The organism is Proteus sp. ZN5, assembly GCF_011046025.1.
In the GTDB taxonomy this organism is placed as follows: domain Bacteria; phylum Pseudomonadota; class Gammaproteobacteria; order Enterobacterales; family Enterobacteriaceae; genus Proteus.
Window position 1 is genome coordinate 19,293 of record NZ_CP047640.1, and the last position, 24,315, is coordinate 43,607.

General features: G+C 42.7%; 25 protein-coding genes and 5 pseudogenes. 12 read left to right on the top strand and 18 right to left on the bottom strand.

Going from position 1 to position 24,315, the window contains the following annotated elements:
• Positions 1 to 2: 2 nt before the first annotated feature.
• Entirely contained in the window at positions 3 to 2,975 is a 2,973-nt protein-coding gene (locus GTK47_RS19825; RefSeq protein WP_001138073.1) for a Tn3 family transposase, read from the top strand.
• A 6-nt stretch (positions 2,976 to 2,981) separates the two neighbouring features.
• Here GTK47_RS19825 and GTK47_RS19830 read toward each other — a convergent pair whose 3' ends face one another.
• From GTK47_RS19830 to GTK47_RS19885, 11 genes and pseudogenes are all read right to left on the bottom strand, one after another.
• Positions 2,982 to 3,236 (bottom strand): hypothetical protein, encoded by a 255-nt coding sequence (locus GTK47_RS19830; RefSeq protein ID WP_109910876.1) that lies wholly within the window; start codon positions 3,234 to 3,236, stop codon positions 2,982 to 2,984.
• A 16-nt stretch (positions 3,237 to 3,252) separates the two neighbouring features.
• Positions 3,253 to 3,678, bottom strand: a complete 426-nt coding sequence (locus tag GTK47_RS19835) for a hypothetical protein (RefSeq protein ID WP_109910875.1) — start codon at positions 3,676 to 3,678, stop codon at positions 3,253 to 3,255.
• Positions 3,675 to 3,971, bottom strand: a complete 297-nt coding sequence (locus GTK47_RS19840) for a hypothetical protein (RefSeq protein WP_125894510.1) — start codon at positions 3,969 to 3,971, stop codon at positions 3,675 to 3,677. Before GTK47_RS19840 ends, GTK47_RS19835 begins: the two co-directional genes overlap by 4 nt.
• Complete coding sequence (locus GTK47_RS19845) at positions 3,968 to 4,801, bottom strand: DNA replication terminus site-binding protein (RefSeq protein WP_109910873.1); 834 nt, start codon at positions 4,799 to 4,801, stop codon at positions 3,968 to 3,970. Before GTK47_RS19845 ends, GTK47_RS19840 begins: the two co-directional genes overlap by 4 nt.
• Before the next feature lie 261 nt (positions 4,802 to 5,062).
• A complete protein-coding gene (locus tag GTK47_RS19850; RefSeq protein ID WP_071547973.1) occupies positions 5,063 to 5,290 on the bottom strand; it encodes a hypothetical protein in 228 nt (75 codons plus the stop codon).
• Positions 5,291 to 5,292: 2 nt separating this feature from the next.
• Positions 5,293 to 6,129 carry a replication initiation protein gene (locus tag GTK47_RS19855; protein ID WP_072070757.1) on the bottom strand — a complete coding sequence of 279 codons (837 nt, stop codon included), beginning with the start codon at positions 6,127 to 6,129 and terminating at the stop codon, positions 5,293 to 5,295.
• A 1,335-nt stretch (positions 6,130 to 7,464) separates the two neighbouring features.
• A complete protein-coding gene (locus GTK47_RS19860) occupies positions 7,465 to 7,956 on the bottom strand; it encodes a hypothetical protein (RefSeq protein ID WP_023159976.1) in 492 nt (163 codons plus the stop codon).
• Positions 7,957 to 7,966: 10 nt separating this feature from the next.
• Positions 7,967 to 8,347 carry a plasmid partitioning/stability family protein gene (locus GTK47_RS19865; RefSeq protein WP_072070758.1) on the bottom strand — a complete coding sequence of 127 codons (381 nt, stop codon included), beginning with the start codon at positions 8,345 to 8,347 and terminating at the stop codon, positions 7,967 to 7,969.
• Between the two features lie 4 nt (positions 8,348 to 8,351).
• Entirely contained in the window at positions 8,352 to 9,311 is a 960-nt protein-coding gene (parM, locus tag GTK47_RS19870) for a plasmid segregation protein ParM domain-containing protein (RefSeq protein ID WP_071547977.1), read from the bottom strand.
• A gap of 567 nt (positions 9,312 to 9,878) precedes the next feature.
• Positions 9,879 to 10,280 (bottom strand): annotated as a pseudogene (locus GTK47_RS19880) (transposase); the annotation flags it as partial.
• Positions 10,281 to 10,437: 157 nt separating this feature from the next.
• Positions 10,438 to 11,637: an IS91 family transposase gene (locus tag GTK47_RS19885; RefSeq protein ID WP_165126822.1), complete on the bottom strand. Its 1,200-nt coding sequence runs from the start codon at positions 11,635 to 11,637 to the stop codon at positions 10,438 to 10,440.
• Between the two features lie 202 nt (positions 11,638 to 11,839).
• Between GTK47_RS19885 and GTK47_RS19890 the strand changes: the two genes are divergently transcribed.
• Together GTK47_RS19890 and lnu(G) are read left to right on the top strand one after the other, a co-directional pair.
• Positions 11,840 to 12,217: a DUF6262 family protein gene (locus GTK47_RS19890; RefSeq protein WP_002333497.1), complete on the top strand. Its 378-nt coding sequence runs from the start codon at positions 11,840 to 11,842 to the stop codon at positions 12,215 to 12,217.
• A gap of 318 nt (positions 12,218 to 12,535) precedes the next feature.
• Positions 12,536 to 13,339, top strand: a complete 804-nt coding sequence (gene lnu(G), locus GTK47_RS19895) for a lincosamide nucleotidyltransferase Lnu(G) (RefSeq protein WP_002333496.1) — start codon at positions 12,536 to 12,538, stop codon at positions 13,337 to 13,339.
• 100 nt (positions 13,340 to 13,439) lie between these two features.
• On the opposite strand, the pseudogene GTK47_RS19900 reads toward lnu(G), so the two are convergent.
• Positions 13,440 to 13,814: pseudogene (locus tag GTK47_RS19900) on the bottom strand (transposase family protein); the annotation flags it as partial.
• Positions 13,815 to 13,826: 12 nt separating this feature from the next.
• Positions 13,827 to 14,861 carry a permease gene (locus GTK47_RS19905; RefSeq protein ID WP_029396327.1) on the bottom strand — a complete coding sequence of 345 codons (1,035 nt, stop codon included), beginning with the start codon at positions 14,859 to 14,861 and terminating at the stop codon, positions 13,827 to 13,829.
• Positions 14,862 to 14,972: 111 nt separating this feature from the next.
• Here GTK47_RS19905 and GTK47_RS19910 point away from each other — a divergent pair, with 111 nt between their 5' ends.
• Positions 14,973 to 15,287, top strand: a complete 315-nt coding sequence (locus GTK47_RS19910) for a helix-turn-helix domain-containing protein (protein WP_000349485.1) — start codon at positions 14,973 to 14,975, stop codon at positions 15,285 to 15,287.
• A 103-nt stretch (positions 15,288 to 15,390) separates the two neighbouring features.
• Here GTK47_RS19910 and GTK47_RS19915 read toward each other — a convergent pair whose 3' ends face one another.
• Positions 15,391 to 16,071 carry a DUF4942 domain-containing protein gene (locus GTK47_RS19915; protein WP_165126825.1) on the bottom strand — a complete coding sequence of 227 codons (681 nt, stop codon included), beginning with the start codon at positions 16,069 to 16,071 and terminating at the stop codon, positions 15,391 to 15,393.
• Positions 16,072 to 16,394: 323 nt separating this feature from the next.
• On the opposite strand from GTK47_RS19915, the gene GTK47_RS19920 reads away from it, so the two are divergent.
• Complete coding sequence (locus GTK47_RS19920; protein WP_023159979.1) at positions 16,395 to 16,814, top strand: hypothetical protein; 420 nt, start codon at positions 16,395 to 16,397, stop codon at positions 16,812 to 16,814.
• A 335-nt stretch (positions 16,815 to 17,149) separates the two neighbouring features.
• Here GTK47_RS19920 and GTK47_RS19925 read toward each other — a convergent pair whose 3' ends face one another.
• Entirely contained in the window at positions 17,150 to 17,608 is a 459-nt protein-coding gene (locus GTK47_RS19925; RefSeq protein ID WP_023159980.1) for a hypothetical protein, read from the bottom strand.
• A gap of 486 nt (positions 17,609 to 18,094) precedes the next feature.
• Between GTK47_RS19925 and GTK47_RS19930 the strand changes: the two genes are divergently transcribed.
• From GTK47_RS19930 to GTK47_RS19955, 6 genes and pseudogenes are all read left to right on the top strand, one after another.
• The gene (locus GTK47_RS19930) at positions 18,095 to 18,643 is read left to right on the top strand and encodes a transglycosylase SLT domain-containing protein (protein WP_125894524.1); all 549 of its coding nucleotides are present in this window, start codon (positions 18,095 to 18,097) and stop codon (positions 18,641 to 18,643) included.
• Positions 18,633 to 19,187, top strand: coding sequence for a hypothetical protein (locus GTK47_RS19935; RefSeq protein WP_159227764.1), 555 nt, complete (start codon positions 18,633 to 18,635; stop codon positions 19,185 to 19,187). The genes GTK47_RS19930 and GTK47_RS19935 overlap by 11 nt, the downstream gene beginning before the upstream one ends.
• A complete protein-coding gene (locus GTK47_RS19940; protein WP_125894528.1) occupies positions 19,184 to 19,744 on the top strand; it encodes a FlhC family transcriptional regulator in 561 nt (186 codons plus the stop codon). Before GTK47_RS19935 ends, GTK47_RS19940 begins: the two co-directional genes overlap by 4 nt.
• Complete coding sequence (locus GTK47_RS19945) at positions 19,744 to 20,055, top strand: hypothetical protein (RefSeq protein WP_125894530.1); 312 nt, start codon at positions 19,744 to 19,746, stop codon at positions 20,053 to 20,055. The genes GTK47_RS19940 and GTK47_RS19945 overlap by 1 nt, the downstream gene beginning before the upstream one ends.
• Before the next feature lie 99 nt (positions 20,056 to 20,154).
• Positions 20,155 to 21,060 (top strand): DUF6444 domain-containing protein, encoded by a 906-nt coding sequence (locus GTK47_RS19950; protein ID WP_201287957.1) that lies wholly within the window; start codon positions 20,155 to 20,157, stop codon positions 21,058 to 21,060.
• Positions 21,061 to 21,079: 19 nt separating this feature from the next.
• Positions 21,080 to 21,424 (top strand): annotated as a pseudogene (locus tag GTK47_RS19955) (transposase); the annotation flags it as partial.
• Here GTK47_RS19955 and GTK47_RS19960 read toward each other — a convergent pair.
• From GTK47_RS19960 to GTK47_RS19970, 3 genes and pseudogenes are all read right to left on the bottom strand, one after another.
• Positions 21,416 to 22,270: pseudogene (locus GTK47_RS19960) on the bottom strand (hypothetical protein); the annotation flags it as partial. The pseudogenes GTK47_RS19955 and GTK47_RS19960 overlap by 9 nt on opposite strands.
• Before the next feature lie 20 nt (positions 22,271 to 22,290).
• Complete coding sequence (locus GTK47_RS20705) at positions 22,291 to 22,479, bottom strand: hypothetical protein (protein ID WP_125894532.1); 189 nt, start codon at positions 22,477 to 22,479, stop codon at positions 22,291 to 22,293.
• Positions 22,480 to 22,876: 397 nt separating this feature from the next.
• Positions 22,877 to 23,017, bottom strand: a pseudogene (locus GTK47_RS19970) (helix-turn-helix domain-containing protein); the annotation flags it as partial.
• A 123-nt stretch (positions 23,018 to 23,140) separates the two neighbouring features.
• Here GTK47_RS19970 and GTK47_RS19975 point away from each other — a divergent pair.
• On the top strand, positions 23,141 to 24,313 hold the full coding sequence (locus tag GTK47_RS19975) for a MerR family transcriptional regulator (protein WP_125894534.1): 1,173 nt from the start codon (positions 23,141 to 23,143) through the stop codon (positions 24,311 to 24,313).
• Positions 24,314 to 24,315: the final 2 nt, after the last annotated feature.

Here is a 24,315-nt window from a genome sequence, read left to right on the forward strand (position 1 = left end):
CCATGCCACGCCGCTCAATCCTGTCCGCCACCGAGCGCGAAAGCCTGCTGGCACTGCCAGATGCCAAAGACGAACTGATACGGCACTACACGTTCAACGAAACCGACCTGTCGGTGATCCGTCAGCGTCGCGGCGCCGCGAATCGATTGGGCTTCGCTGTGCAGCTTTGCTACTTGCGATTCCCTGGCACCTTTTTGGGCGTCGATGAGCCTCCGTTTCCGCCCCTGTTGCGCATGGTGGCCGCGCAACTCAAGATGCCAGTGGAAAGTTGGAGCGAGTACGGCCAGCGCGAACAGACACGGCGGGAGCACTTGGTCGAGCTGCAAACGGTTTTTGGGTTCAAGCCCTTCACCATGAGCCACTATCGGCAAGCCGTGCATACATTGACCGAGCTGGCCTTGCAGACCGACAAAGGCATCGTGCTGGCGAGCGCACTTGTCGAGAATCTGCGGCGGCAGAGCATTATCCTGCCCGCCATGAATGCCATCGAGCGCGCAAGCGCCGAGGCCATCACCCGTGCCAACCGACGCATTTACGCGGCGCTGACCGATTCTTTGTTATCACCCCACCGTCAGCGCCTGGACGAACTTCTCAAGCGCAAGGACGGCAGTAAAGTGACGTGGCTGGCATGGCTGCGCCAGTCGCCTGCCAAACCGAACTCTCGCCACATGCTCGAACATATTGAGCGCCTGAAATCCTGGCAAGCACTTGATCTGCCCGCAGGCATCGAGCGGCAGGTTCACCAGAACCGCCTGCTCAAAATCGCTCGTGAAGGTGGCCAGATGACGCCTGCTGATCTGGCAAAGTTCGAGGTGCAACGACGCTATGCCACGCTGGTAGCGCTGGCCATCGAAGGCATGGCCACCGTCACCGATGAAATCATCGACCTTCACGATCGCATCATCGGCAAGCTGTTCAACGCGGCCAAGAACAAGCATCAGCAGCAGTTCCAGGCTTCCGGCAAGGCGATCAACGACAAGGTGCGGATGTATGGGCGCATCGGTCAAGCGTTGATTGAGGCCAAGCAAAGCGGCAGCGATCCGTTCGCCGCCATCGAGGCCGTTATGCCCTGGGACACCTTCGCCGCCAGCGTCACCGAAGCGCAAACATTGGCGCGGCCTGCCGACTTTGATTTCCTGCACCACATCGGTGAAAGCTATGCCACGCTACGCCGCTACGCGCCGCAGTTCCTGGGCGTGCTCAAATTGCGGGCTGCGCCCGCCGCCAAGGGTGTGCTCGATGCCATCGACATGCTGCGCGGCATGAACAGCGACAGCGCGCGCAAGGTGCCCGCCGATGCGCCAACCGCATTCATCAAGCCGCGCTGGGCAAAGCTGGTTCTGACCGACGACGGCATCGACCGGCGTTACTACGAGTTATGCGCCCTGTCGGAGCTGAAGAACGCGCTGCGCTCCGGTGATGTCTGGGTGCAGGGTTCTCGCCAGTTCAAGGACTTCGACGAATACCTGGTGCCGGTCGAGAAGTTCGCCACTTTGAAGCTGGCCAGCGAATTGCCGCTGGCAGTGGCCACCGACTGCGACCAATACCTGCATGACCGGTTGGAATTGTTGGAGGCGCAACTCGCCACAGTCAACCGCATGGCTGCGGCCAACGACTTACCGGATGCCATCATCACCACCGCGTCAGGCCTGAAGATCACGCCGCTGGACGCGGCAGTACCAGACGCCGCGCAAGCCATGATCGACCAGACAGCTATGCTGCTGCCGCACCTCAAAATCACCGAGTTGCTGATGGAGGTCGATGAATGGACGGGCTTCACCCGCCACTTCACACACCTGAAGACCAGCGACACGGCCAAGGACAAAACCTTGCTGTTGACGACGATCCTGGCCGACGCGATCAACCTGGGTCTGACCAAAATGGCCGAGTCCTGCCCTGGCACCACCTACGCCAAGCTGTCTTGGCTGCAAGCCTGGCACATCCGCGATGAAACCTATTCGACGGCGCTGGCCGAGCTGGTGAATGCGCAGTTTCGGCAACCCTTCGCCGGCAACTGGGGTGACGGCACCACGTCATCGTCGGACGGCCAGAACTTCAGAACCGGCAGCAAAGCAGAAAGCACTGGTCATATCAACCCGAAGTATGGAAGCAGTCCAGGACGGACTTTCTACACCCATATCTCCGACCAGTACGCGCCCTTCAGTGCCAAGGTGGTCAACGTGGGCATTCGTGATTCAACTTACGTGCTTGATGGCCTGCTGTACCACGAGTCGGACTTGCGCATCGAGGAACACTACACCGACACGGCAGGCTTCACCGATCACGTGTTTGGCTTGATGCATTTGCTGGGATTTCGCTTCGCGCCGCGTATCCGTGACTTGGGCGAAACCAAGCTATTCATCCCCAAGGGCGATGCCGCCTATGACGCGCTCAAGCCGATGATTAGCAGCGACAGGCTGAACATCAAGCAAATACGCGCCCATTGGGATGAAATTCTGCGGCTGGCCACCTCCATCAAGCAAGGCACGGTAACGGCTTCGCTGATGCTGCGCAAACTCGGCAGCTACCCGCGCCAGAACGGCTTGGCCGTGGCGTTGCGCGAGCTGGGGCGCATCGAGCGCACGCTGTTCATTTTGGATTGGCTGCAAAGCGTGGAGCTGCGCCGCCGCGTCCATGCGGGGCTGAATAAGGGCGAGGCGCGCAACGCGCTGGCCAGGGCGGTCTTCTTCTACCGATTGGGTGAAATCCGCGACCGCAGTTTTGAGCAGCAGCGCTACCGGGCCAGCGGCCTCAATCTGGTGACGGCGGCCATCGTGTTGTGGAACACGGTATATCTGGAGCGTGCCACCAGTGCTTTGCGTGGCAACGGCACGGCGCTGGACGACACATTGTTGCAATATCTGTCGCCGCTGGGGTGGGAGCACATCAACCTGACCGGCGATTACCTATGGCGCAGCAGCGCCAAGGTCGGTGCGGGGAAGTTTAGGCCATTGCGACCGCTGCCACCGGCTTAGCGTGCTTTATTTTCCGTTTTCTGAGACGACCCCCAATAGTGGTGAAACCTTTTCGCCATGTGTATAGGAATGTTTTAGACTCGCTATTTTACTTTCATCTTTAAAGTGATTGTTAGGGGTCATAATATGCAGCAGTGCTAGATCTACGGTATAGATATCACCGGTCACAACTGGCGGGGTTACAAATATTTCAGTAAGGGCATACAAACGTAATACTTTAAGGGTGTAGTTTTCTTTGGTGCGTGGGTAGGCTAATTTCATAATGATTTCTCTGTGATTAATAGTATAGATTTTGGCTGTCAGGATGTTTGTCTAAACCGTTAAATTTTATCAGGAACGGCAAATAATTTTGGTTCTTCAGATATGCTTTTGCTTTAAGCGCGAGATAGTAACTCTCAATCCCCTCTACCAATACAAACAAAGCAGTAGCAGACTCATACCCTATCCCATATGCATAGTTTGTACAGTCGGGCAATATATCGTCACTGTGGCTATGTATTGCGGAATGATGCTCACCGGTCAAAGTATTGATGATAATAGGCAGGGGGTTTTCGAGTAATTCAAGCAGATCCGATGGTGACAGTTCATTAATGAATGTTTCATCACCTGCACTAATTTTATCAAATGCCGGTTTCGCAGGAACTCCTGAATGGGCTATAAATTCAGAGGCTATGTGCTGTAACAACGCTGTGTTGTTCATCATTTTTTATAGGTCCTCCCATACTGTTTGAAATATTCATTGAGCTCTTTGTCTCGCTCATACGTAGCCGCATCTGCCGCTTGTCTGGCTTCATCAACCTGCTTTCTTTGTAGTTCTTCAGCCAGCTTCAGATAAGATTGAATATTCTCTTGGTTTGGTTCATTTGTTACGAGTTCAAACGCAACTCTTTCACGTTCCTCCAATGAGACGCACCCCATCAACGAAAACATGGCAACTGAAGCACAAGAGTAAAAACGAGCGGTTGAGAATTCCCGTTGTGTTTTTTTCTTCATCATTTTTCCAACTTAATTATCTGTTGCCCCCTAAACACGCCAAGGAGAGTCGTTTTGTGTTTGTCAGAACGCTCCTGTCTGTCTGCTTCAGCAGTAAACAATGGCAGGGGACTTACTTTAAAATCCTGATCCTGCACTATCAAAAACGGCACAGGAGCGTTTATGCAGCGTTTTTTCCCACTGGCAAAGGTTAGGTTGCAGATCGGCTGCGGCGTAACGCTACGCTTTATTCTGAGCCTATTAGCAGGGCACTCTTGGATTTTATCCATTAAGTCCTGTAACTCAGCGTTGCCTTTTGCTATGTCAGCTATGAGCTGATAAAGCTTAACAGGGTCTGTTTTCTGCATGAGTCCTTTTAAGCCCCACGTATATGAAGCATGAGTGATCACATCGTCAGAGTTAAATACAGGAATGTTCCGGTACAAATGCAGTGTCATTACGTTACTCAGATGTTTACGCAAAATTCTGAAACGCTCAGATTTCGGCAGTGCGACAACCGAGCTTCTGATATTGTTTTTTACGGTATTGATTTTGATTAGATGATCAGCAAGTTCCATAGCCGCAGTTGATAACTGTACATATCCGGCTGTTCGCCTCGCAAACTTTTGTGAGTACAACGGAGAAATGTATAAGTCCTGCCAACATGAGATAACCGATGTATAGGCATGAGAACCCCAATTCACAACCGGCTCAATGCATTTACCGATATCATCACAACCATTTTCTACCGGTGGAATGACACAGGTAAGGGCTGAAATTACCTTTGTATCTCGAAAAAGAGAGTCAAGCTGGTGGAGGTACTTCAGCAATGAACCAATATAGCTATCAAGCATCACATGAAACTCCTGTTCTTAGAAAGAAAGAATCATAACCAAATATGCCAACATACAAATAAGCGTTCAACAAATACAGGAGCGAAACTTACACATCTGCGCCCCTGACTCGCGCTTTTTTCTCTTTTTTTCTCTTTTTTTCTCCCCCTTTTCTCTAGGCGCGGCTGTTCAAGGTGGAACGCCCATGTAACTACACCATCTTTTGTATGTTGGCATATTTCATGGCGACTTTTACAAAATGAAATATGACCGATCATGCTATTATTCTTGTTCTCTGGATTTCTTCAAAAATTTTTTAAAACTGCTATCACTGACCATCAAGCCGTAAGCCGGTAAAGCATCCATAATCGCATTCCAAGACATGCCTGATGATTTCATTTCAAATAAATCATCCTGAATATGGTTCAACATAGCATTTTTTTTATAATTCGGGTTCTGCAAACTGAACTGAGTAATTTTTTCTTGTAATCGTTTATTTTTATACATCATTACTATAATAAACCTATCTGCTTTTCGAGCTCGTCCAGTTCCTTATCGGTAGGCATAGAACCACCCACTTTTTCATTGTGAATAACATAGGATATGCGTAACACAGAAGCCTTGCGTCCTTTACGTGACTCAATCGCAATTGAAACATCCTTGATATTCGTTTGTTCACCCAAACTAACCGCCAGCCGCTTTAAAAACTGACCAAAATACTTATAGCTTTGATAGAGATATTCCTTATTGCCTTTCTTATCTATATTGAACAGCCACATTTCGTCCTTAAGTTCGTCAACTCCAATTGTGAAAGACGTTTTATATTCGGCAATAGTATTACGTTTAGAGTACCGTTTCATAATTAGCTGATATAGATTTGCCAAACTAGCATCCGATAATCTAGCTACATAAAAAAGGTTTTGTGTCGTGAATTTTTTTGATAATTCAAAGAAATAGGGAAATACCCTACGGTTAAAGAATATTTTGCAGTAGCCTTCGTCAAAGTAATATGTAGCACTCGTTGTAATGTTGGTTTTTGAAGCTCGTTTAAAACCTTCCTCACTTAGATCTTCATATATGTGAGAGCTCAACAGAGTATCTACGGCGAGTGGAAGGGATTTATACGCAGTTGAAAGGTCCACGTCACAAATTTCAGCATACTCCTTAGCTTTAACCTCAAAGCATATTTCATCTTCATCAACAGATTCTCTAGGATCAGATATCTGAGCGAGAATAAGAAACAGCACTCTTTTCGCCGGTATAGGTAAGCTGGCGAGAGAAAGATTGAAATCATCAGAATGACGAACATTAGTATAAAGTGTTAAGTTACTGATTTGCTTCTTTTTCATCACAAAAGACTCAATTCCAACATGATAGGTATATATTCTAAAGGTTGTTTTGTCTAAAAGCAAAGTGACCTTTAAAGTAATACGTAGCTGGTGGAGTATTGAACACCAGACGAAAATAGCCTTAACGTTGTGATAATAAATACATAAAGTATGTTACCTCTCACATTAGCAATACTTCCATGACGGCTTATTGCCAAGTCAGTTAACGAAATTTCCATATGACAAACTGCATATGTCGCGACCTTTCGTTAACATACTGATAAACAGTAAGTTAATGAAGTCCACCATACTACTCTATACTGCATCAACGACGACCTTTTACCTTAAACAGAAAAATAACTTTTTTTTATGATCATACTGCACCAACGACGACCTTTAGCATAACCGATTGATATATATGGATTATATATACATGCTTACACCATTCTATACTGCATTAGCGACGACCTTTAGCCACCAGCAGAAAAATACCTTTTTTTTATGACCGTACTGCATCAACGGCGACCTTTAGTGTAACAATATGATATATAAGGATTTATTTTAAGCATTTACACCGTTATATACTGCACAAGTGGCGACCTTTAGCCTTTAATAGAAAAGTACCTTTTTTTATGACTATACTGCACCAACGGCGACCTTTTGCATAACGTGTTGATATATATGGATTAAATTATGATAGAAGTATATATTTATACTGCATCAGCGGCGACCTTTAGCCACCAGCAGAAAAATACCTTTTTATTGATTAACTGCATCAACGGCGACCTTTTGCAGCAAATCAAAAATATACTTTTTCGGTAGTGGAATATTACAAAACATTTAAGAAAATCGTACTTATCCACAACAAAATTAGAAAATAAACTAATATTAATTAATAGGATAGGATTTTTTTGATTAAATAATGAACCTTGGTTAATAATTAACCGCATATACTTTACAAGTGACGACCTTTCACTGCATCAACGGCGACCTTTCACTGCATCAACGGCGACCTTTCACTGCATCAACGGCGACCTTTTACTGCATCAGCGACGACCTTTCACTGCATCAGCGACGACCTTTAATATCGTAACTAAATGATTATTATGAATATATCCCCATATCTAAGGTTTTAATGTTTTAAGATCTAAAAAGAAAGAAAAGATCTTAATATGCTAAGATGTGCTTCACTGTGGACAATTTTCTTATGCTTTCTAACGCACTCGCTTTGCTCGTTTGTTCAACAGCGACACCGACACGAAAACAAGTTTTCATGTCTCTCGCTGTTCAGAGCTAAAAATGTAAATTCATTTATGATTGAAAAAAAAAGCCCAAACAAATGTTTAGGCTTCTCAGTTAATGAGTGTCGTTCAAATACAGACTTTTTAGCGTTACAACAGTACATGCATAACTTATTTTTAACGCTGCGGATAGCTGCTGTACGATGAACACAGCAAGTTCCAAACGTTGGTATTGATCTATACCGTGTTCTAGCGTCTGTCCTGCTTCAGAGATCAAGAAAATCATTCCTGACTTGCCATTATCAAAGACAGACAACCCTTTGTTTCTATGACCCCCATGATATCGGGCATCTAGATTATCAATATACTTCTTTGATAGAAGAACTAATGCAGTGAGTTGAGTCAATTCTTTTAAGGATAACTGAATAGTCATTTTCTGTTCCCATCTTGCAGTTCCATCCTTTTCAAGAGGTGCTATCTCGATGTTAAGGGTAGGAACGCCAGATCTGGAAACTACCTTTTGAAAGTTAAGACAGGAACGTTTCTTTTCGTGTTTCTGCCAATCGGCGAAGAACTTTAAAGTCTCACCATACACTTGTTCGGACATACACCACCCATCAATCTGGTAATGAACCTTTCAAATTCTGTGCTGCCTGACTTGGGGGCTCCTTCTCTATTTTTACTTTATCAGTCAGTAACGCCCGTTTTGCCTGACTCAAATTTACTTTATTGTGAGCATGAGTGCCGTCACTATCAACAGTTAGAAAGGAATCTAACATTACTTTGAAGGTATCAGCCTTTGTCCTGTCTGATAGAATTGAAGCCAGCAAAGAAGGCAATCTATCATCAATTTCCCCTAATGCGATCCCTGCCAGTAACGCTGTACGTACTGCTTCAGTTTGAACCGGCGATTCTTCAATCTTTTTAATTGCGAATTTATCAGCCTCGCTGAGTTCGGGACGAAGATACAAAATTATCTTTTTACGCTCTTGTTTCATAACGTTATCCTAATAATTTCAGACCCCGAACCAAAGCAAACTGAGGTTCTTCAGCCACGTAGAAACGTTCTGGTTGGATTGCTATTTTCTTTCTGATTGCATCAGCGGAAAGCGCAGCTCCACCACCAATAACCATGACATGTGTATAGCCCTTAAAGGTGCTGACCGCATCGAGCACACGGGTATTTAGTCGTTCAATACTGCTATTCATGGCATCTTTCACCATCTGAATATCATCAACGCTGTTGATGTTATCTAACAGATAGTTTTCATCGTGCCGGTTAATAATGAGTTGATCTGCGTTATAGCTGGATGTTTCTGTTGAAGCGTTCGCCAAAGCTCTTTTGACTTCGTTAGTCACCAATGATACGCCAAGCGTAGGATCACCAAAAATGCGTGATACAGACGTCATTTGACCAGAAACCATTGAGATATCAGTTGTGGTGCCTCCAATATCAATAATCAGTACAGAATGATTGGGTCTTAATTCATCACACAAAGATATACCCGCAGGAATTGACTCAGGACGAACGGTTACTTTTTTGATTTTGAAAGGTTCATTCCGGCTTACTTGAACTTCGCGCATTAAGTTATCTTTTTTGCGTTGGATGTTATCCATTCGATATTGCGCATCCTGATCGTAAAATTCTGCCAATGGTAGAGTGACAACGATTTCAACCTCTTGGGGAGGTAAACCGCTAATCTGAAGTGCATGTTGCACTGCAACTGCGTTTAGAGGGCTATACTGCCAAGCTACGTTGTTAGTTGGCAAATTGTCAGGATCAATAATATCGAATGAATACTTCTCGTTATCAACGGTATAGTTGAATGGTTTGCCAGTACCAAAAGCCGTACCCCAACCGCGTTTGAAGCTGTTAGGACTAATTTTAATTACTTCACCTTCCTGATCCTGTTCCCACAGCATTTTTATGTTAGTAGAACCATCATCTATATAAATACGCATTTGAAGCCTCTAATTGTTAATGTGATGCATCTGAGATTTATTTGATGCGATATTGAGTATGTTTGTAATTTTAACAGTGGAAGTTGAGTGTCGCAAGAGGTTGATGTGAGATTAATTTGAGAAATATCAGGGTGTAAAAATCATAATGAAAATGAAAATATATCATTTAGATGTGGGTGTGATGCATAACTGAGGTTTATATGAGGCTTATTCTATGTGGTATTACTGTGTGAGGATTAATTGAGGTATATCTGATGTGTGTAGATATACCTCGATACCTTGACTGTGAATGTGTATCACAAAGGCGGCAATGCTGAGGGGAAAAGTTTTGCGATCAAATCATTAGTATTATTTATCAAACTTTCACTTTTAAATAATAGATGCATTGTGCCTTTTTTGTACCACTTAACGATGAAAAATTCAGTTTCAAAATTTTTATTATTAGTTCGCACATTATCAGATATATATAGCCCTACACTATTTTGAAATTCGTGAATTGGTTTTTTTTGGGGTATACGGATTTAATGGTTGATGGGGCACCTTTACCCCACCAACCTGATACCATTATCAGATGGTTGATAGATCGACCCCGTAGTTGAGTTCCTCTGCGAAGTCCGGCAGTCCGTAACCGATGGTTTTCTTGTAGAACGGAGAGACCTTCGCGGTCGGGGCCTTCTTCTTGTGCTTCGTGGTGTAGAGCATTCGTGCCCGCATCACCTCGAAGGAGTAACCACGTCCTTCACGGTTCTTGTCCTTGGCCAGTCGGTTGATGGACTCCGTGTAAGCGTTGGTGACGGGCATGTCCGTCTCGAAGTAGGTCATGATCTCTTCGCGCCAGTTGCCTACAGCCCTGACCAGATCGCTCCAGACTTCCTTCTGGCCCTTCGGGATGGTGGCTATCCACTCGTCCAGGGCGGCTTCTGCCTGGGGCCGTGTGGTAGCGTCCCAGATGCCGTAGAAACGTTCCTTGATGGTTAGGAAAATGGATGAATGGTTTAACGGATCTATAACGATATGTTTCGGTATCAGAGTCTGCTAAAGGGTCTATGTCGTATTTAAACCTAACCATGGTAACGTGTAATCGCACTATTTTTAGCCAAAAACTGAAATAATAGGCACACTGATCCTAGTCCGCGGTTTGTAACCATCGTTTTTTAGCCATTTTATCTCGCCTTTCTGACAGCAAAGTGACGGCATGTATGCCTTTTTCTGCACTCATAAACCGCAGTCGATTTCCACATAAAATGCATTGGTACGGATCCGTGTTTAAAAATCCTTTAATCAATGCCGCAAACCCCGGTTTTTCAAGCACGTTAGGATGGTTCATATCTAACGCGTCATACACTTTAGGTAATAAGCGCCCACGTTTGCGATTGGCTAAAAAACCGTAATAGCGGATCATTTTAAAATGCCGGGCTGGGATATGGCTGACATAACGTCGTATCATCTCTTCTTGGGATAAGGTCTGTCGCCGATATTGCTGGCTGTGGTGATCATAGTAATGATGGACCACGGTGCCTCCGCTGTAGTGTTTCAACTGAGACGCCGAGATAGGGGGACGTTTAAGGTATCGACCTAGATATTTCACGTTGTGCCAAGCACCTCGGGTCTTTTTGGCAAAATGCACTTTCCAATAACGTTGAAACTGGGCATTGAGGTAACGACACCACGTTGGGTAATCGCGAATGTGCCCGAACCCAGGCAATTTATTCGGTTGTAACTGAAAATAGCCGTCTCGAAGGAGACGAATAACGGCACTGCGCCAGACCTTTTCGACGTCTTTCTTTTTGAAAAAAATCGGTTTCCAGGTGTCATATTGGGTGAGACCGCCTCGTGTGACCGATAAATGAATGTGCGGATGTTGATTGAGTTGGCGGCCATAAGTATGTAGCGCACAAAAAATGCCAATTTCTAGCCCAAGACGCGTGGCGTGTTTAAGCATGGCACGGGTGGCGCAGCGAAAGAGTTGGTTAAGTAAGTGCCAGTTATTGTTGAAGAAAGGCCAAAGGAGGTGGGGCATAGTGAGGGTGATATGTTGCCATTCGCAGTCTGGCAAAATATGACGCTGCTGGGCAATCCATTGTTCGGTGCCTTTGAGGCCACAGGCACTGCAGGCTTTGGATTTACAGGTTTGACAAAAGAAACGGGAATGCGTGCATTCGGGAGAAGAACAGCAATAACGACGAACGCCCATTGCGCAAGTGCTACAGGCGAGCATCTTTTCAACACAGAGGAGCTGCCATTCATCGACAGGGTTATTATCAATGAAACGGTTCCATCCGTCATCGTATTGAAATAATAATTTAGCGGGTCTGGGAATATACATAGAGCAGAGTATAAAAGACGAGAAGGGAGTTGCCTAGGAATAGAGCGGCACTGCCGCGATGCTCACGCCACAGGCGTGCTTATGTTCTGAGGAGTTATTGGCAGTCGCTAAGGAAAAGCAATGGCAAAGGCAAATAGAGACTAATAACCGTGTTAAAGAGCGACTAGAGCAAATAATTGGCAGCCTGAAGGGGATTAGTTAGATGGTTAAACAGGTACGAAATACAGAGGAAATTGTGCGTTTGGCAAAGCAAAAGTCCAGGCGGACTAGAGAAAATGTAGACAAGGTTATCTCTAAACTATCGCTTGAAGGTAAGACTATTAATTTTAACACAGTTGCAAAGGAAGCTAATGTTTCTAAATCATGGCTTTATAAGGAACATGATATTAGGCAAAGGATTGAATCTCTCCGAAAACAGCAAAAAACAGAAAATGTAATATCAAAACCCAAGAAAAGCTCCCGTTCTGAAGAAGTCCTTATTAAAACCTTAAAAACAAGAGTAAAGGAATTAGAAGAGGAAAATATAAGATTAAGGAACCAGATCCAAAAATTATACGGAGATTTGTACATTAGAGAATAGTTAATCTATGAGTTTCACCAACTTGTGCTTTGAACTTTGAAGTGTTAAAATTAATATACTATTAATCGAAAGGAGAGATGGGTGGACAATGAAGAACTAATCTAATTTTTAACAAATGAAATAGTATATTTCAGTTTAAAAACTTAGGATTAGTCTGCCCATTTTTCCATATACTAAATAAATGTAAGACTGAATAGCTAAAAAGGCTAAATAGTTTTATTTGAGTGTCTTAAAAAGTGACATGACTAATCCTTCCAACATTATTTGGGAGGATTTTTTATTTCTCCCTGAATCAAAATAAAGAAAGAAGGAATCGAATTGTTAAAACAAAAGGAACTAATGGCAAGGGTTAAGGAACTTGTCCAGTCAGATGAACGAATATCTGCTTGTATGATGTATGGCTCTTTTACAAAAGGAGAGGGAGATCAATACTCTGATATAGAATATTACGTTTTTCTAAAAGATGATACAATTTCCACCTTTGATTCAGCAAAATGGCTAAATGAAGTCGCTTCCTACACTTTACTCTATCAAAATGAGTACGGTACGGAAGTAGTAATTTTTGAAAATCTAATACGTGGTGAATTTCATTTCCTTTCCGAAAACGAAATGAATATTATTCCTTCATTCAAAGAATCAGGCTACATTCCTGACACAAAAGCAATGTTTATTTATGATGAAACAGGACAACTAGAATTGTATTTATCAGAGTTGGAAGGTCCGGGACCAAATAGACTTACAGAAGAAAACGTAAATTTTTTATTGAATAATTTTTCCAACCTATGGTTAATGGGGATTAATGTTCTTAAAAGAGGGGAAAATGCACGTTCACTGGAACTTTTATCTCAATTACAAAAAAATATACTACAACTCATTCGAATTGCGGAAGAAAATGCCGATAATTGGTTTAATATGACAAAGAATCTTGAAAAAGAAATTAGTCCTGAAAACTATGAAAAGTTTAAAAAGACTACTGCCCGATTAAATGAATTAGAACTATATGAAGCCTATAAGAACTCTTTGCTTCTCGTTATGGAACTTCGAAATCTCGTTGAAAAACAGTATCAATTAACCATTAGCGATGATTTTTTAGGCAAACTGTTTAATTATATGAACGAATAAATAAAAAGCCTGTATCTCAAGTGATAACTAAGATACAGGCTTTAATTGTTATTTACTTTAAATACATGTTCTCAAAGTGAAAGTATTGATTTTAATGGATTTTTAATAGTTTACTCTTGATAACTGTCTCAGCCACGTAGGCGTAGGGGTGATTGAAGGCTTCCTTCTCCACGTACTCATGCAACCGCAGCGTCATGCGGAAGCCGTCCACCATCTCCGGTAGCTGGGGCCTGAAGGTGGTCTTGCAGGCCCGGCAGGTGTACCGGCGACGAACTACCCAGAGGGTGACCCGCTTGCCGTGGATGGGCAGGTCACGATAGGGAACATCACGCTTGCCGAACCGCACGAACTCACCCTGCACGCAGCACCCCTCGCAGGCTACTGGTGTAGGTGCTTCAAGCCGAAAATGTATGTCTTCATTCTGCTCATCAGAATCCACCAACTGGTAACCAGGAAGGCTTAACGAATTAATCATCTCCCGCCTTGATCAGAAAAACAGGTAGGTGGCGTAACCGGCAATCATCGCCATAGCAAAAATGACTGCTAAAAACGCCGCTAAAAGCTTCAGCGTGAACAAAGAGCGCAACAGAATGAGCTCAGTCAGGCTGGCTCCGGCACTGCCGATGATCAACGCAAGCACCGTCCCGGCACCCACGCCTTTGGCCATCAGAGCCGCTGCCAGAGGTATGACGGCTTCAGCGCGAATATACAACGGCACGCCGATGACAGCGGCAACTGGAATGGCAAAGGGATTATCTGGGCCTGCATACTGCTCCAATAAGTCAGTGGGCATGAAACCATAGATCACGCTGCCAATCGCAATAGCGATGAGCAGGTAAGGCAACACATCGATAAAGTCCGACCAAGCTTCCCGCCACACACCATTGTACTTCCCTTCTTTCTTAACCGTGACAGTGGGTTGACTGTCACAGCATTCGCTAGACGTAGAGACTGTTGTCTTCCTATCAGCCCCGCAAGAAGCCGTCTTCGGAGTGGTGTCGCAGCTGTTGGTGCCGCAACTCGATGCGGTCGATGTAGCACTGCACGGGCTTGCTGATGAACTACATCCACTGCTCTCTTGTGTCGCCGTCCGGCGCACATAACGCTCGAAGCCAAGCGTGTGAAGCAGCCATCCGGCACCTACCGCGACCACCAAAGCGGCGAGCACATAGATAGCAGTAAGTGTCCATCCAAACGTGGCAACCAGCAGGCCGACGACGATAGGATTCAGCAACGGAGATGTGAAAAGAAACACCATCATCGGCCCAAAACCGGCCCGTGCCTGAATCAACCCTTTCAACATGGGGATAGTCGAGCAACTACAGAAGGGCGTTATAGCTCCTAAACCAGCAGCAAGAAAATAGCCTCGCTTCCCACTGGAAGTCAGTAACGCTTCCACCTTGGATGGTGGGATGTGACGTTGAAGAACTCCGACCAGCAAGCTAATGCCAATGAATAAAACCGATAGCTCGATAGCGAGAAAGGCGAACATGCCTAGAGCGTCTTGGAGTTGAGGTGACATTCAATATTACTCCTATATTTCTAGTTTTATCGAAATGATGTACGCAGCCTACTTGCGTTTATCCGACCTGTCAACTATAATTCTAGAAACATCGAATTATTGGGGCGTGCTATGGATCACGAAAAGGTTGCAGCCAGCTTAGCTGAGCTAGGGAATAGTCACCGACTGTCCGTGTTCCGCTTTCTGGTCAAAGCTGGCCATGATGGGGCTTCGGTCGGAGATATCCAGAAGGGGCTGGGTATTCCTGCTTCGACGCTATCACATCACCTTGCGCGCATGGCCAAGGTAGGGCTGATCCGGCAGGAGAAACATAGCCGCACGATTGTCTGTATACCCGAGTATGGGCACCTAGAGAATTTGATCGGTTTCTTACAAGAGGAATGTTGTGCAGGTGTCCGGATTGCGCATGAACCAGAACCGCTTTGACGCTTGCCCAGCTCTCGCTGTCCTCCCTAGTCAGCATCGCTATGAAGACTCAGGCGAAGGTGGAAACAGAAAATTGGCAGTAGAGTAGGCTGAAGAGGATCAATCAGATAATCCGCTGAGAAAGATTTTCTTCTTTACATCTTTGACATTTTATCAACCAGAAATTCCGGATACCCTTTTTTTGTAAGATGCAAAATATTCTAACTAGATCGTTAACGGTGTCAGTCTTATTAAATCTAGTTGAATACTTACGAACTGAAACAGCATTATCCATTATTATTTTTTTGCCAAGATAGCGAGGATTATTACTCTTGTAATCCCATGAGACAGATTGCAACGCATCCATCAATCCATTCTTAAATGAATCAGCTTTGTTAGCGCTTAAACTTGTAAAAGTGCTTAATGCATTCTCAAAGTTGAATATAGGCGATTTCATATCGTAAAGGTCGTAATGTAACTTTTCTATTTGTTTATTGCTCATGATTGTTTTGATACCAGATTTATCAATAAACATTTTCCATATCTTTCTGTCTAACCAAAGTTCAAACCGTGTTCTGTTATCATCATCATTAGTATTTCTAGGGTATTGCAAATCAATTAAATCGTCCTCTATGCATTGGTGAGGAAAATGATTGTTGGTATTGGGAATTGTTTTTAATATTTCGATAGCCTCTGCTGCTTTAGAGAGTGATTCTTTATATAGGCTAATAGCATGTTCTCGGATTGCAATTACTCTGTCTATCTCAATTGATTCGATGATATTAGTATTGGTATTAAGGTTCATTAATAAAATCCAATTTAATTTTTTATATGGCATACGTTAGGCGAGAAAAAATAGAAGTAGTACCATATCAAGCAAATAACAATAAAGATATATATTTGTCAAAGTGAAAACTTCATTATTTAATTAAAGATGAATAATTAAGATTTAATTTAATTCTGTTAATTTGGTAATTAATTGTATAATGAATTGTTGTGTTTATATAAGTGGTGATATTGTATTTATCATTTTTACAAAAATATTGCTTTCAGCATTGTACGAATATATTATTAATTCTCAAATATAATTAATTACCACAGCTAATAATAATTAAACGAGGATGAGTCATGAATACCTATAATGTATCGTATAAGGTTAATCTTAATAACAATAACTATGCTCTAGCTTCATTTGATGTACAAGCAAAGTCTGAAAAGGAAGCGCGTAGAATAATAAGCAAGTCGAATATAGGTGTTGAAGAATATACTGTTACTGAGAAAGACTTTTTCTCGGTAACGTGGTGTGCTGAAGATATTCATGCAAGTATTGTTTCCGGTTGGGATAGTGAAACAGAATTAGATGAATTTAATAAAACTGATCTTGATGTTTTCTATTTTAATTTAAGTGATAATGATAAAAAGAATTTTTGTTTAGATGTATTGGAGGCACTTAAAAACAACCATGATTGTAATTACGGTATTAATTGGGATGTAATTAAAATATCAGCAGATTCAAGTATGGATATATGGAAAAGATTAATTAATTAAGATTCAATATTAAATTACAGAAAAATAGTCAGAGCTTATTGTGTCTGGCTATCTTCCCCAAAGGGAAAGCCTCTACTTATTCGTAAAATACTGCACAAAATGGCTGAAAAAAGTGAATGGATGCAAGTAGTGGCTTTTTAATATCATATATGCTTCGTCTAAGCGATTCTGAGCCACTTTAGCCTGTACGCCAATGCTTATTCACGATGATGTGTGGAAGTCCTCTCAAAATCGCCCCTACGCTGTTTTTAAAGACAGGGAAAGGATCGCCTACGGCTCACAGTACCCCCTAAAAGATCGCCTACGGCTCACAGTAAACAAAAAAAACATAAAAATCAGCGAGTAACACCGATAACCGTTTTTCTTGTGCCCTTTTTCAAATGTGTAATTCTCATTTTCAATGATTTAGTAATATTTTTGGTTTGCTTAATGTCAGCCCTGATAATTTTAAACTTATCCTCGTATTTTTGAATAAGTTGGCGTACTTCATCAGACCGAATTGAAAAATAGCGTATGTCAAAATCGCCATTACCTGTGGTTGGAGCATTACGCATAGAGCCAACTTTTTTAGTCGCCTTGTTCATCACAACCATTCCCCATCGAATCCGTACTGAGCCCCTGTCGTTATGAATTACTGGCAGGTATGGGGAGAATAGCTGTTTGTTATTTATTTCTTGCATAAACTGTTGGATCAGATTTACCGCATTATCAGCGCATACAGTTATTGCTTCCTCACAGTCAGCAAGGATTGCTTCCAGCTTTAGCAATAACGCATCTTCATATGATACTGACATGAATTTCAGCACTCCAGAAAAGGTTCAGAAAAAGTCATTTTAACATAAACTAATTATACCGTAACCACCCTATTGGTGACTTAATGTTTCGATTACACTAAGTCGTAACTACTGTTTTGGTGACTTAATACGTGAGATACATTAAGTCACCAAAACCCCCTTGGTGACTTAATGTTTTTTGAAAATGTGCCGATAACAATTTTGGTGCAGAAGAAAGAATTGTCTTTCTTAAGCCATAAAACACCTATTTTCGACTTAATGCGAATGTTATTAATTTCTTTGGATAATAAGTATCATGCCACTAATTATTTATATTATGTAACATGTTGAATATAAGTGAAATTTTACTCCCTCTCTGTTTACGCATACTGTAAATAAATGTATAATAAATTGCATTAGTCGTAGATAGTGTGTTGACGACTAATGTATGTCTTACTATAATTTATACTGATATATACGTATATGCTCAGAATAAGTGAGGGGAGGATGAAACGCTTTCTTCTGTTTTTAAGCATTTTTAATGCTGCGATTTGCGAGGCTGCTGTTGTAGATTTAACTAATACCTCGTGGGAAAAGCACGCTAAACAATGTAACCTCGATCCGCTTTTACTCTATGCTATTGCTCTTAAAGAGAGCTCCCATAGAACAGGCGATAAATCCTTTGTTGCACCCCATCGCTATGCTTTAAATAACCCAATTATGGGCTCTTATTATCCGGTGAACCGAGATGATGCTGTCCGAAAAGTGCGGGAATATGTAAGCGTTTCAGCATTGACTGATATCGGTATTAAACAAATTAATTGGCGTTGGAACGGTAGTAATTATGTTTCTGACCCTGCTGAGTTATTAGATGTAGATAAGAACATTGAGTTATCAGCGAAGGTCTTGTGTCGAGCGATTGAACTATCTCCAAATGATATAGCGCAAGCCATCGGTAATTATCACACACCAAATCCAGCGTTAAAGAACAAAGCTAAAGAATATGGTGAATCAGTTCTGCTCATATGGAAAAGATTGAAAGAAAATGAACAATAAAATAAATTGCTACAACACTGAAATGACTGATGTACTTTTCAGTTTATTAAGTAATTCTGAAAGAGTTGATAATAATCCATTTGTGATCGTCAATTCTGACAAAACCTGTTTTGTTGAAGATTTTTCCATTATGAGAGATTTTTTCAGTGGATTGAAAGTGCCTGCTTATATATTAAGCTACAAAGAGGATTCTCAGTCTTTATATACTAAGAAAGACCCAAATTTTAAAAAATCTCTGTTGGATGTTTCATTTTTGCGTTTAACAATGCTAATTGAATCAGCAATTATTAACAGCATGTCTGGCACAGATACTAATCATTTCTTTTGGTTTAATGATTGTCAGTCATACAATACAATTAATAAGTTTTCTTTTAAGGAAATACTGTTTTCTTTGTATTCAAAGCAAATAAATATTTCTCCAATTTACAGACCTTCGATTATATCAACTAGATTAGTCGATAGTGATGGTTATCATAAAAAATATGATGATGTATTATTCTATCTTAAATTTAGAGCGCGCTTATGTGGAAAGGTGTTTAAATGAAATTAACTATTGCGCCAGAAGGTTATCAATTAGCAATTGATATGATAAAACTTGGATTTAGAAAGAATGTAATATTGTCTGAGATTCCAGCAATATCTCCACGTATGTATGGATGTTTACGAAATGATTCAGGAATTGATAATGAGGATAATGATTTTACGTTAGGGCGACTAAGAAAAATTAGCACTATATTAGCTAATCAACATGATAAACGATCTGCAACTGATTTTTTACATGTATATTTAATGACTGCACAAGATCCAGAAAATAGATTGCAAATAGAAGAATTGGTTGGTGCTTATAAAGCATACCGCCATTTATTTAATGTTCATTGTGGTTTCTTTGATGATCCATTAAAGAAACACATAATTGATCCGAACTTGGCATGGCAAATTGCAACCAATTACCGAAATGGAATAATTGGTTTAACTGGCTGTTTTGAGTGTCGGCAGAAATATACCTATCTTACACACGAATCAGAGGATTCCTGCAATATGAAATGTCCTTATTGCTCTGAATCTAAAGAAAATGAATTCATTAATAATAAGGGTGAATAATGAAAAGTTGTAAAATGATTACAGGAATTCTATTTTCATTAGTGTTATCCGGCTGTGCTAATAATGAAAATAGTAATTGGATATATAATAATGAGGCTTCAAAACCAGTGGTTGAAAATGGAAGTGAAGCTCTCAAAATTGCTAAATCAATAGGGTTGAATAATCTAGATGATGATGCGGATAATTACACAATCTTTGCTGTGTTAGTACCAAGTCAGAAAGGAAATTCATTAAAAAAAATTAAGGAACCTATTGTTGTAAGCGATACAAAAGGGATGGATCAGTTAAGAGAAATCATCTCACAAAGGTAACTATTCACCAAGGAGCTATTGACAGCAAATTTATGTGACTGAGTTAACTTGATCCCACATTCAACTTGAGTGATCTTTTTGTGGTGGCAATCTGGAGGTATGAATAAGAAAACATTACCTCCACCGCCAGATTTCGATTCGCCTGAAGAGGCGAAAGATATCATCCACTTTTTATGGAATAAGTTGGCTGAGCTTGAAGATAGGCTAAACCAAAATAGTCGCAACTCTTCTGTGCCATCATCTCAACAACCCCTGCATAATAAAGCTAAAAATACTTCGCCGAATCGGAATAAATCTGGAAAAAAGCAAGGAGCTCAACCAGGTCATAAAGGCCATCGCCGACTGCTTCACCCTGTTGAAGACAGTGCCTCGGTTGAGCAATACTTACCGAATAAGATATGCCACTGCGGTGGGTGTGTTATTCCAAATAGAAAACCTTATAAACGACACCAAATCTTTGACTTGCCAGATATCTCATACACGCTTGTTGAACATCAAATTTTTAAAGGCGAGTGCTCATGGTGTGGTGATAAACATCAAGCGGAGCTTCCAGAGTCTGTGCCCGATGTTCAAATGGGGCCAAATCTACATAGCTTTATCGCAATCCAAGCGACGCAGCACCACCAAAGCATAGGTAAAATACAATCTATGCTGAAAGACGTCTTCCAGCTTAACTTCTCAACAGGTGCAATATCTGCGGCGCAAGGACGAGTCACTGAATACTTAGCTGATACTCATACTCAAATTCATGACACAGTAAAAGCATCTAAACTGATTATGGCTGATGAGACTTCACATCAGCGCAATAATGATAAACGCTGGATGTGGGCCGCACTCAGCAATAACGTAGCCTTTTTCCAAATTAACAGCGGAAGAAACCAACATGCTGCCAAACGACTACTTGGTGAAGCGGTTTCACACCTTTTAGTGACTGACCAATATTCTGGGCGTTGTTGCCTAAATCCATTGAACCTTTTCCAAGTTCTGCGATCTGATCCTTTGTGATGGCTAGAACGGTGGTGACATGGGTAAAGCAAAAAAGAAGATAACTAACTGGGCGGAGTACAATAAGGCTCTGTGCAAGCGAGGGTCAGTTACGTTCTGGATAGATGACACCGCCATAGATGCGTGGCAATGCAAAACCCATCATGGCAAGCGTGGTAGAGGCTTTCAGTATTCAGACACAGCGATTGAAACTGCCTTGATGCTCAAGGGTATTTTCTCTCTGCCATTGCGTACACTTCAAGGCTTTATTGACTCGATCTTCGAGTTATTGGATGTTCCGCTGACGTCCCCTGACTACACCTGTATCAGCAAACGCTCGAAGACGGTTCAGATTAAATATCGCAATAAATCTAGAGGAGCTCTCCGACTTTTGGACTTTCTGGCGGTGAATATAAAATGTTCCGTAGATGGGCTGGCCGTCAATGTAATCCACCCTACCCTCTGGATTCCAAAGAATACCGCACACGCCTTCTCTCGGCTTCTTGATTCGATAGCGCAAACGGTAGATTTCTCGCACAGCATGAGTCGTCTCTAGGGTTAAAGACATCGCGACTTTCAAGAACAGTGGCGCTGCTTCATAGATCTGAAGATAGCTTTCATAATCTAAGTTGTGACGTGCTTTGGTGTAATCCTCTTTCGATAAACGTCTCTGTTTCTTATTAAGAACAAAGTTACTCTCTATCGCACTCTCATCAGCCAAATAGGAAAATATCTTTTTCAGATTGCTGATTTTTCCATTTAGCTGTCGATTATTGAGCTCAGCATAGTATTTACCAATGTGCTCATTGATATGCTGTAACTTCAGCGATTTTGTTAAGCACTTACCCATGTGCTCTTCCAACCTTTCGCAGTCACGTTCTAAGTTTCTAAAGACGTCTTTAGAGAGCTTCTCTTCCGCTTTGACACGGGCCAACACGACAAGAAGCCAATCCTTTAATGGCTTATTGAACTTATCTCTACGCCCTTTTGATATAGCTCTTTGAAATTGGGTTGGCTCATTAAGATCGAAGTCTTGCGTCAGTTCTGGCCTATTTTGCATGTTATAAACATATGCAGCTTGAATAGCCTCTTGCTCAGTTGTGCCACTAGGGAAAAGTCGTTTAACACCTTCAACTGTTGTAAAGCGAAAACGAAGCTCTCCCCTGTGGCTCATTCGTACAAGAAATGCTGGGTAGTTAGCCGTTTCTTTGCTTCTTGCTCGACCTACCATTACGACTCCAGAAATCTGACTCACTCTGAAATTCGATCGGCAGGGTTACCAACATCCTCGTCTATACAGACTAGGTATCGGCCTGTGGGGGTTCGAGTACCGCCCAGCTTCCCAATTTTTATCCAATTAATGATTGTGGCGCTGCACATACCAGATCCAGGATAAAACTCCTCAATGTACTGACTCGGTTTTAAATATCGGATTGCCATGTTCTTCTCCTCACATTTCAAATAATGAAAATTGCTTAAGAAAAACTATGCATGAAATTTTCGGTAAGATTTGTTTTGCGCGGCAATTGACCACAAAAGCAAATGAAGAAGAGATGCGTAAAGTGGCCGATGTCAGTCGCTACAGGGTGGACTTATACAATAATAGCAAATCTACAACCAATTGATTTATAAGTTTTTACTAATTAGAGCATTTTCGCATTTAAGACGTCACTTTAAGATACGAAATGCTCTATAAATTAATGCAAAACATTAAAAATCAATACCCTACAATTGAGCTTACTACCAACATCGGGCTTTCACCGTTTCTGGACTCCTCAAATAGACACCACCCACCTCACCCAACCCATCGCCTTTCTCACTACTCTTTCTTTTTTCTCTAACGATAGCGCTTCATGGCCGAGCGGTATTCACTGGGGCTGACGCGTTTATACGCTTTAAACTGGCGATTGAAATTGGCTTGGTTTGTATACCCCACCTTATCGCGAATCACATTCACCGGAACGTCGGTATGAGTAAGAACAGCGTGTATTCGACACGTGACGCGCTCATTTTCTTTTCACTTTTTGTTGAAAAGTGGGTTGACCTGTCTAAAGCTTCATAGTTTATCGTTCACTTCATCAACGCAGAGGATCCCAAGTTCATGTATCAAATTTCAGAGTTAGCGCAGCACGTCGGCTTGAGCCGTTCCACGTTACTCTATTACGAGAAACTGGGACTAATTACTGGCCGGCGACAAAGCAATGGCTACCGCATCTATTCGGACCACGATCGACAACGCATCAAACTGTTGCAGCAGTTACAGGCCGGTGGGCTTTCGCTCAAAGAGTGTCAAGCGTGTTTAGAAGGCAACATCGATAAACCAACGCTAGAAGCAAGGCTTGCGATCCTCGATGCGGCGATCACCGAAAAGCAGTCCGCAAGAGAGCTTCTCGCCGCCTTACTTGGCAAGAGTTCAATGCGGCCATGGCATCAAAGCGTTGAACAAAGTGCGCCAGCGGCGCATTTAGAGTGGCTAATGAAACAAGGGTTTAGCGAAAAAAATGCCTTGAGGTTGAAATGGTTGTCCAAAGACATGAATGAACACGAACAGTACATGATTGATTTTGAGTCGATTTTCCAAGGCCTCGACAGACTGGGCCCCGGCGATGACGCTGACAGTTTACGCGCTTTGCAAGCACTGCCCCGTCATGACGGTAACTTATTGGAGATTGGCTGCGGTAAAGGGCCCACCACGCGCTTACTGGCACAGCACACCGCTTTCGACATTACGGCACTGGATAACGATGAATACAGCCTCAGCTGTTTGAAAGAAACCGTGGCAGGCCATCCATGGGGCCATCGAATCGAAACTTGCTGCGCCAGCATGACCGACATGCCCTTTGCTTCGGCACAATTTGATGTGCTTTGGGCAGAAGGCAGTGCGTACATCATGGGGGTGCCGCATGCTCTGAAAGCTTGGAAACGCTTTCTAAAACCTGAAGGCTACTTGGTTCTCAGTGATTTAGTGTGGCTGACCCACACGCCTGATGCCCAAGCCGAGCAGTTTTGGCAGGTTAATTATCCGGGGATGGTCACCGAGAACCAGCGGCTTAAAGAGGCAAAAGCGGCGGGTTACGAGGTGGTGGAAAGCTTTCCTCAAAGCGCGCAGGCATGGCGCAACTACTTGGAGCCGCTCAACGCAAAACTGGCGCAACTCAGCGAGGCAACGTTGACCTCTCAAGCGCTCAACGATTTACGCCGCGAGCTGCACATTCACCAACACTATTTAGGCCAATATGGCTACCACATTTGGGTATTCAAAAATAAAGGTTAATC

What these genes read in the sequence shown, in the direction of transcription:
- GTK47_RS19825 (WP_001138073.1), top strand. Translation starts at nt 3, where the DNA reads ATGCCACGCCGCTCAATCCTGTCCGCCACCGAGCGCGAAAGCCTGCTG.
- GTK47_RS19830 (WP_109910876.1), bottom strand. Translation starts at nt 3,236, where the DNA reads ATGAAATTAGCCTACCCACGCACCAAAGAAAACTACACCCTTAAAGTA.
- GTK47_RS19835 (WP_109910875.1), bottom strand. Translation starts at nt 3,678, where the DNA reads ATGATGAACAACACAGCGTTGTTACAGCACATAGCCTCTGAATTTATA.
- GTK47_RS19840 (WP_125894510.1), bottom strand. Translation starts at nt 3,971, where the DNA reads ATGATGAAGAAAAAAACACAACGGGAATTCTCAACCGCTCGTTTTTAC.
- GTK47_RS19845 (WP_109910873.1), bottom strand. Translation starts at nt 4,801, where the DNA reads ATGCTTGATAGCTATATTGGTTCATTGCTGAAGTACCTCCACCAGCTT.
- GTK47_RS19850 (WP_071547973.1), bottom strand. Translation starts at nt 5,290, where the DNA reads ATGATGTATAAAAATAAACGATTACAAGAAAAAATTACTCAGTTCAGT.
- GTK47_RS19855 (WP_072070757.1), bottom strand. Translation starts at nt 6,129, where the DNA reads ATGAAAAAGAAGCAAATCAGTAACTTAACACTTTATACTAATGTTCGT.
- GTK47_RS19860 (WP_023159976.1), bottom strand. Translation starts at nt 7,956, where the DNA reads ATGTCCGAACAAGTGTATGGTGAGACTTTAAAGTTCTTCGCCGATTGG.
- GTK47_RS19865 (WP_072070758.1), bottom strand. Translation starts at nt 8,347, where the DNA reads ATGAAACAAGAGCGTAAAAAGATAATTTTGTATCTTCGTCCCGAACTC.
- parM (WP_071547977.1), bottom strand. Translation starts at nt 9,311, where the DNA reads ATGCGTATTTATATAGATGATGGTTCTACTAACATAAAAATGCTGTGG.
- GTK47_RS19885 (WP_165126822.1), bottom strand. Translation starts at nt 11,637, where the DNA reads ATGTATATTCCCAGACCCGCTAAATTATTATTTCAATACGATGACGGA.
- GTK47_RS19890 (WP_002333497.1), top strand. Translation starts at nt 11,840, where the DNA reads ATGGTTAAACAGGTACGAAATACAGAGGAAATTGTGCGTTTGGCAAAG.
- GTK47_RS19905 (WP_029396327.1), bottom strand. Translation starts at nt 14,861, where the DNA reads ATGTCACCTCAACTCCAAGACGCTCTAGGCATGTTCGCCTTTCTCGCT.
- GTK47_RS19910 (WP_000349485.1), top strand. Translation starts at nt 14,973, where the DNA reads ATGGATCACGAAAAGGTTGCAGCCAGCTTAGCTGAGCTAGGGAATAGT.
- GTK47_RS19915 (WP_165126825.1), bottom strand. Translation starts at nt 16,071, where the DNA reads ATGAACCTTAATACCAATACTAATATCATCGAATCAATTGAGATAGAC.
- GTK47_RS19920 (WP_023159979.1), top strand. Translation starts at nt 16,395, where the DNA reads ATGAATACCTATAATGTATCGTATAAGGTTAATCTTAATAACAATAAC.
- GTK47_RS19925 (WP_023159980.1), bottom strand. Translation starts at nt 17,608, where the DNA reads ATGTCAGTATCATATGAAGATGCGTTATTGCTAAAGCTGGAAGCAATC.
- GTK47_RS19930 (WP_125894524.1), top strand. Translation starts at nt 18,095, where the DNA reads ATGAAACGCTTTCTTCTGTTTTTAAGCATTTTTAATGCTGCGATTTGC.
- GTK47_RS19935 (WP_159227764.1), top strand. Translation starts at nt 18,633, where the DNA reads ATGAACAATAAAATAAATTGCTACAACACTGAAATGACTGATGTACTT.
- GTK47_RS19940 (WP_125894528.1), top strand. Translation starts at nt 19,184, where the DNA reads ATGAAATTAACTATTGCGCCAGAAGGTTATCAATTAGCAATTGATATG.
- GTK47_RS19945 (WP_125894530.1), top strand. Translation starts at nt 19,744, where the DNA reads ATGAAAAGTTGTAAAATGATTACAGGAATTCTATTTTCATTAGTGTTA.
- GTK47_RS19950 (WP_201287957.1), top strand. Translation starts at nt 20,155, where the DNA reads ATGAATAAGAAAACATTACCTCCACCGCCAGATTTCGATTCGCCTGAA.
- GTK47_RS20705 (WP_125894532.1), bottom strand. Translation starts at nt 22,479, where the DNA reads ATGGCAATCCGATATTTAAAACCGAGTCAGTACATTGAGGAGTTTTAT.
- GTK47_RS19975 (WP_125894534.1), top strand. Translation starts at nt 23,141, where the DNA reads ATGTATCAAATTTCAGAGTTAGCGCAGCACGTCGGCTTGAGCCGTTCC.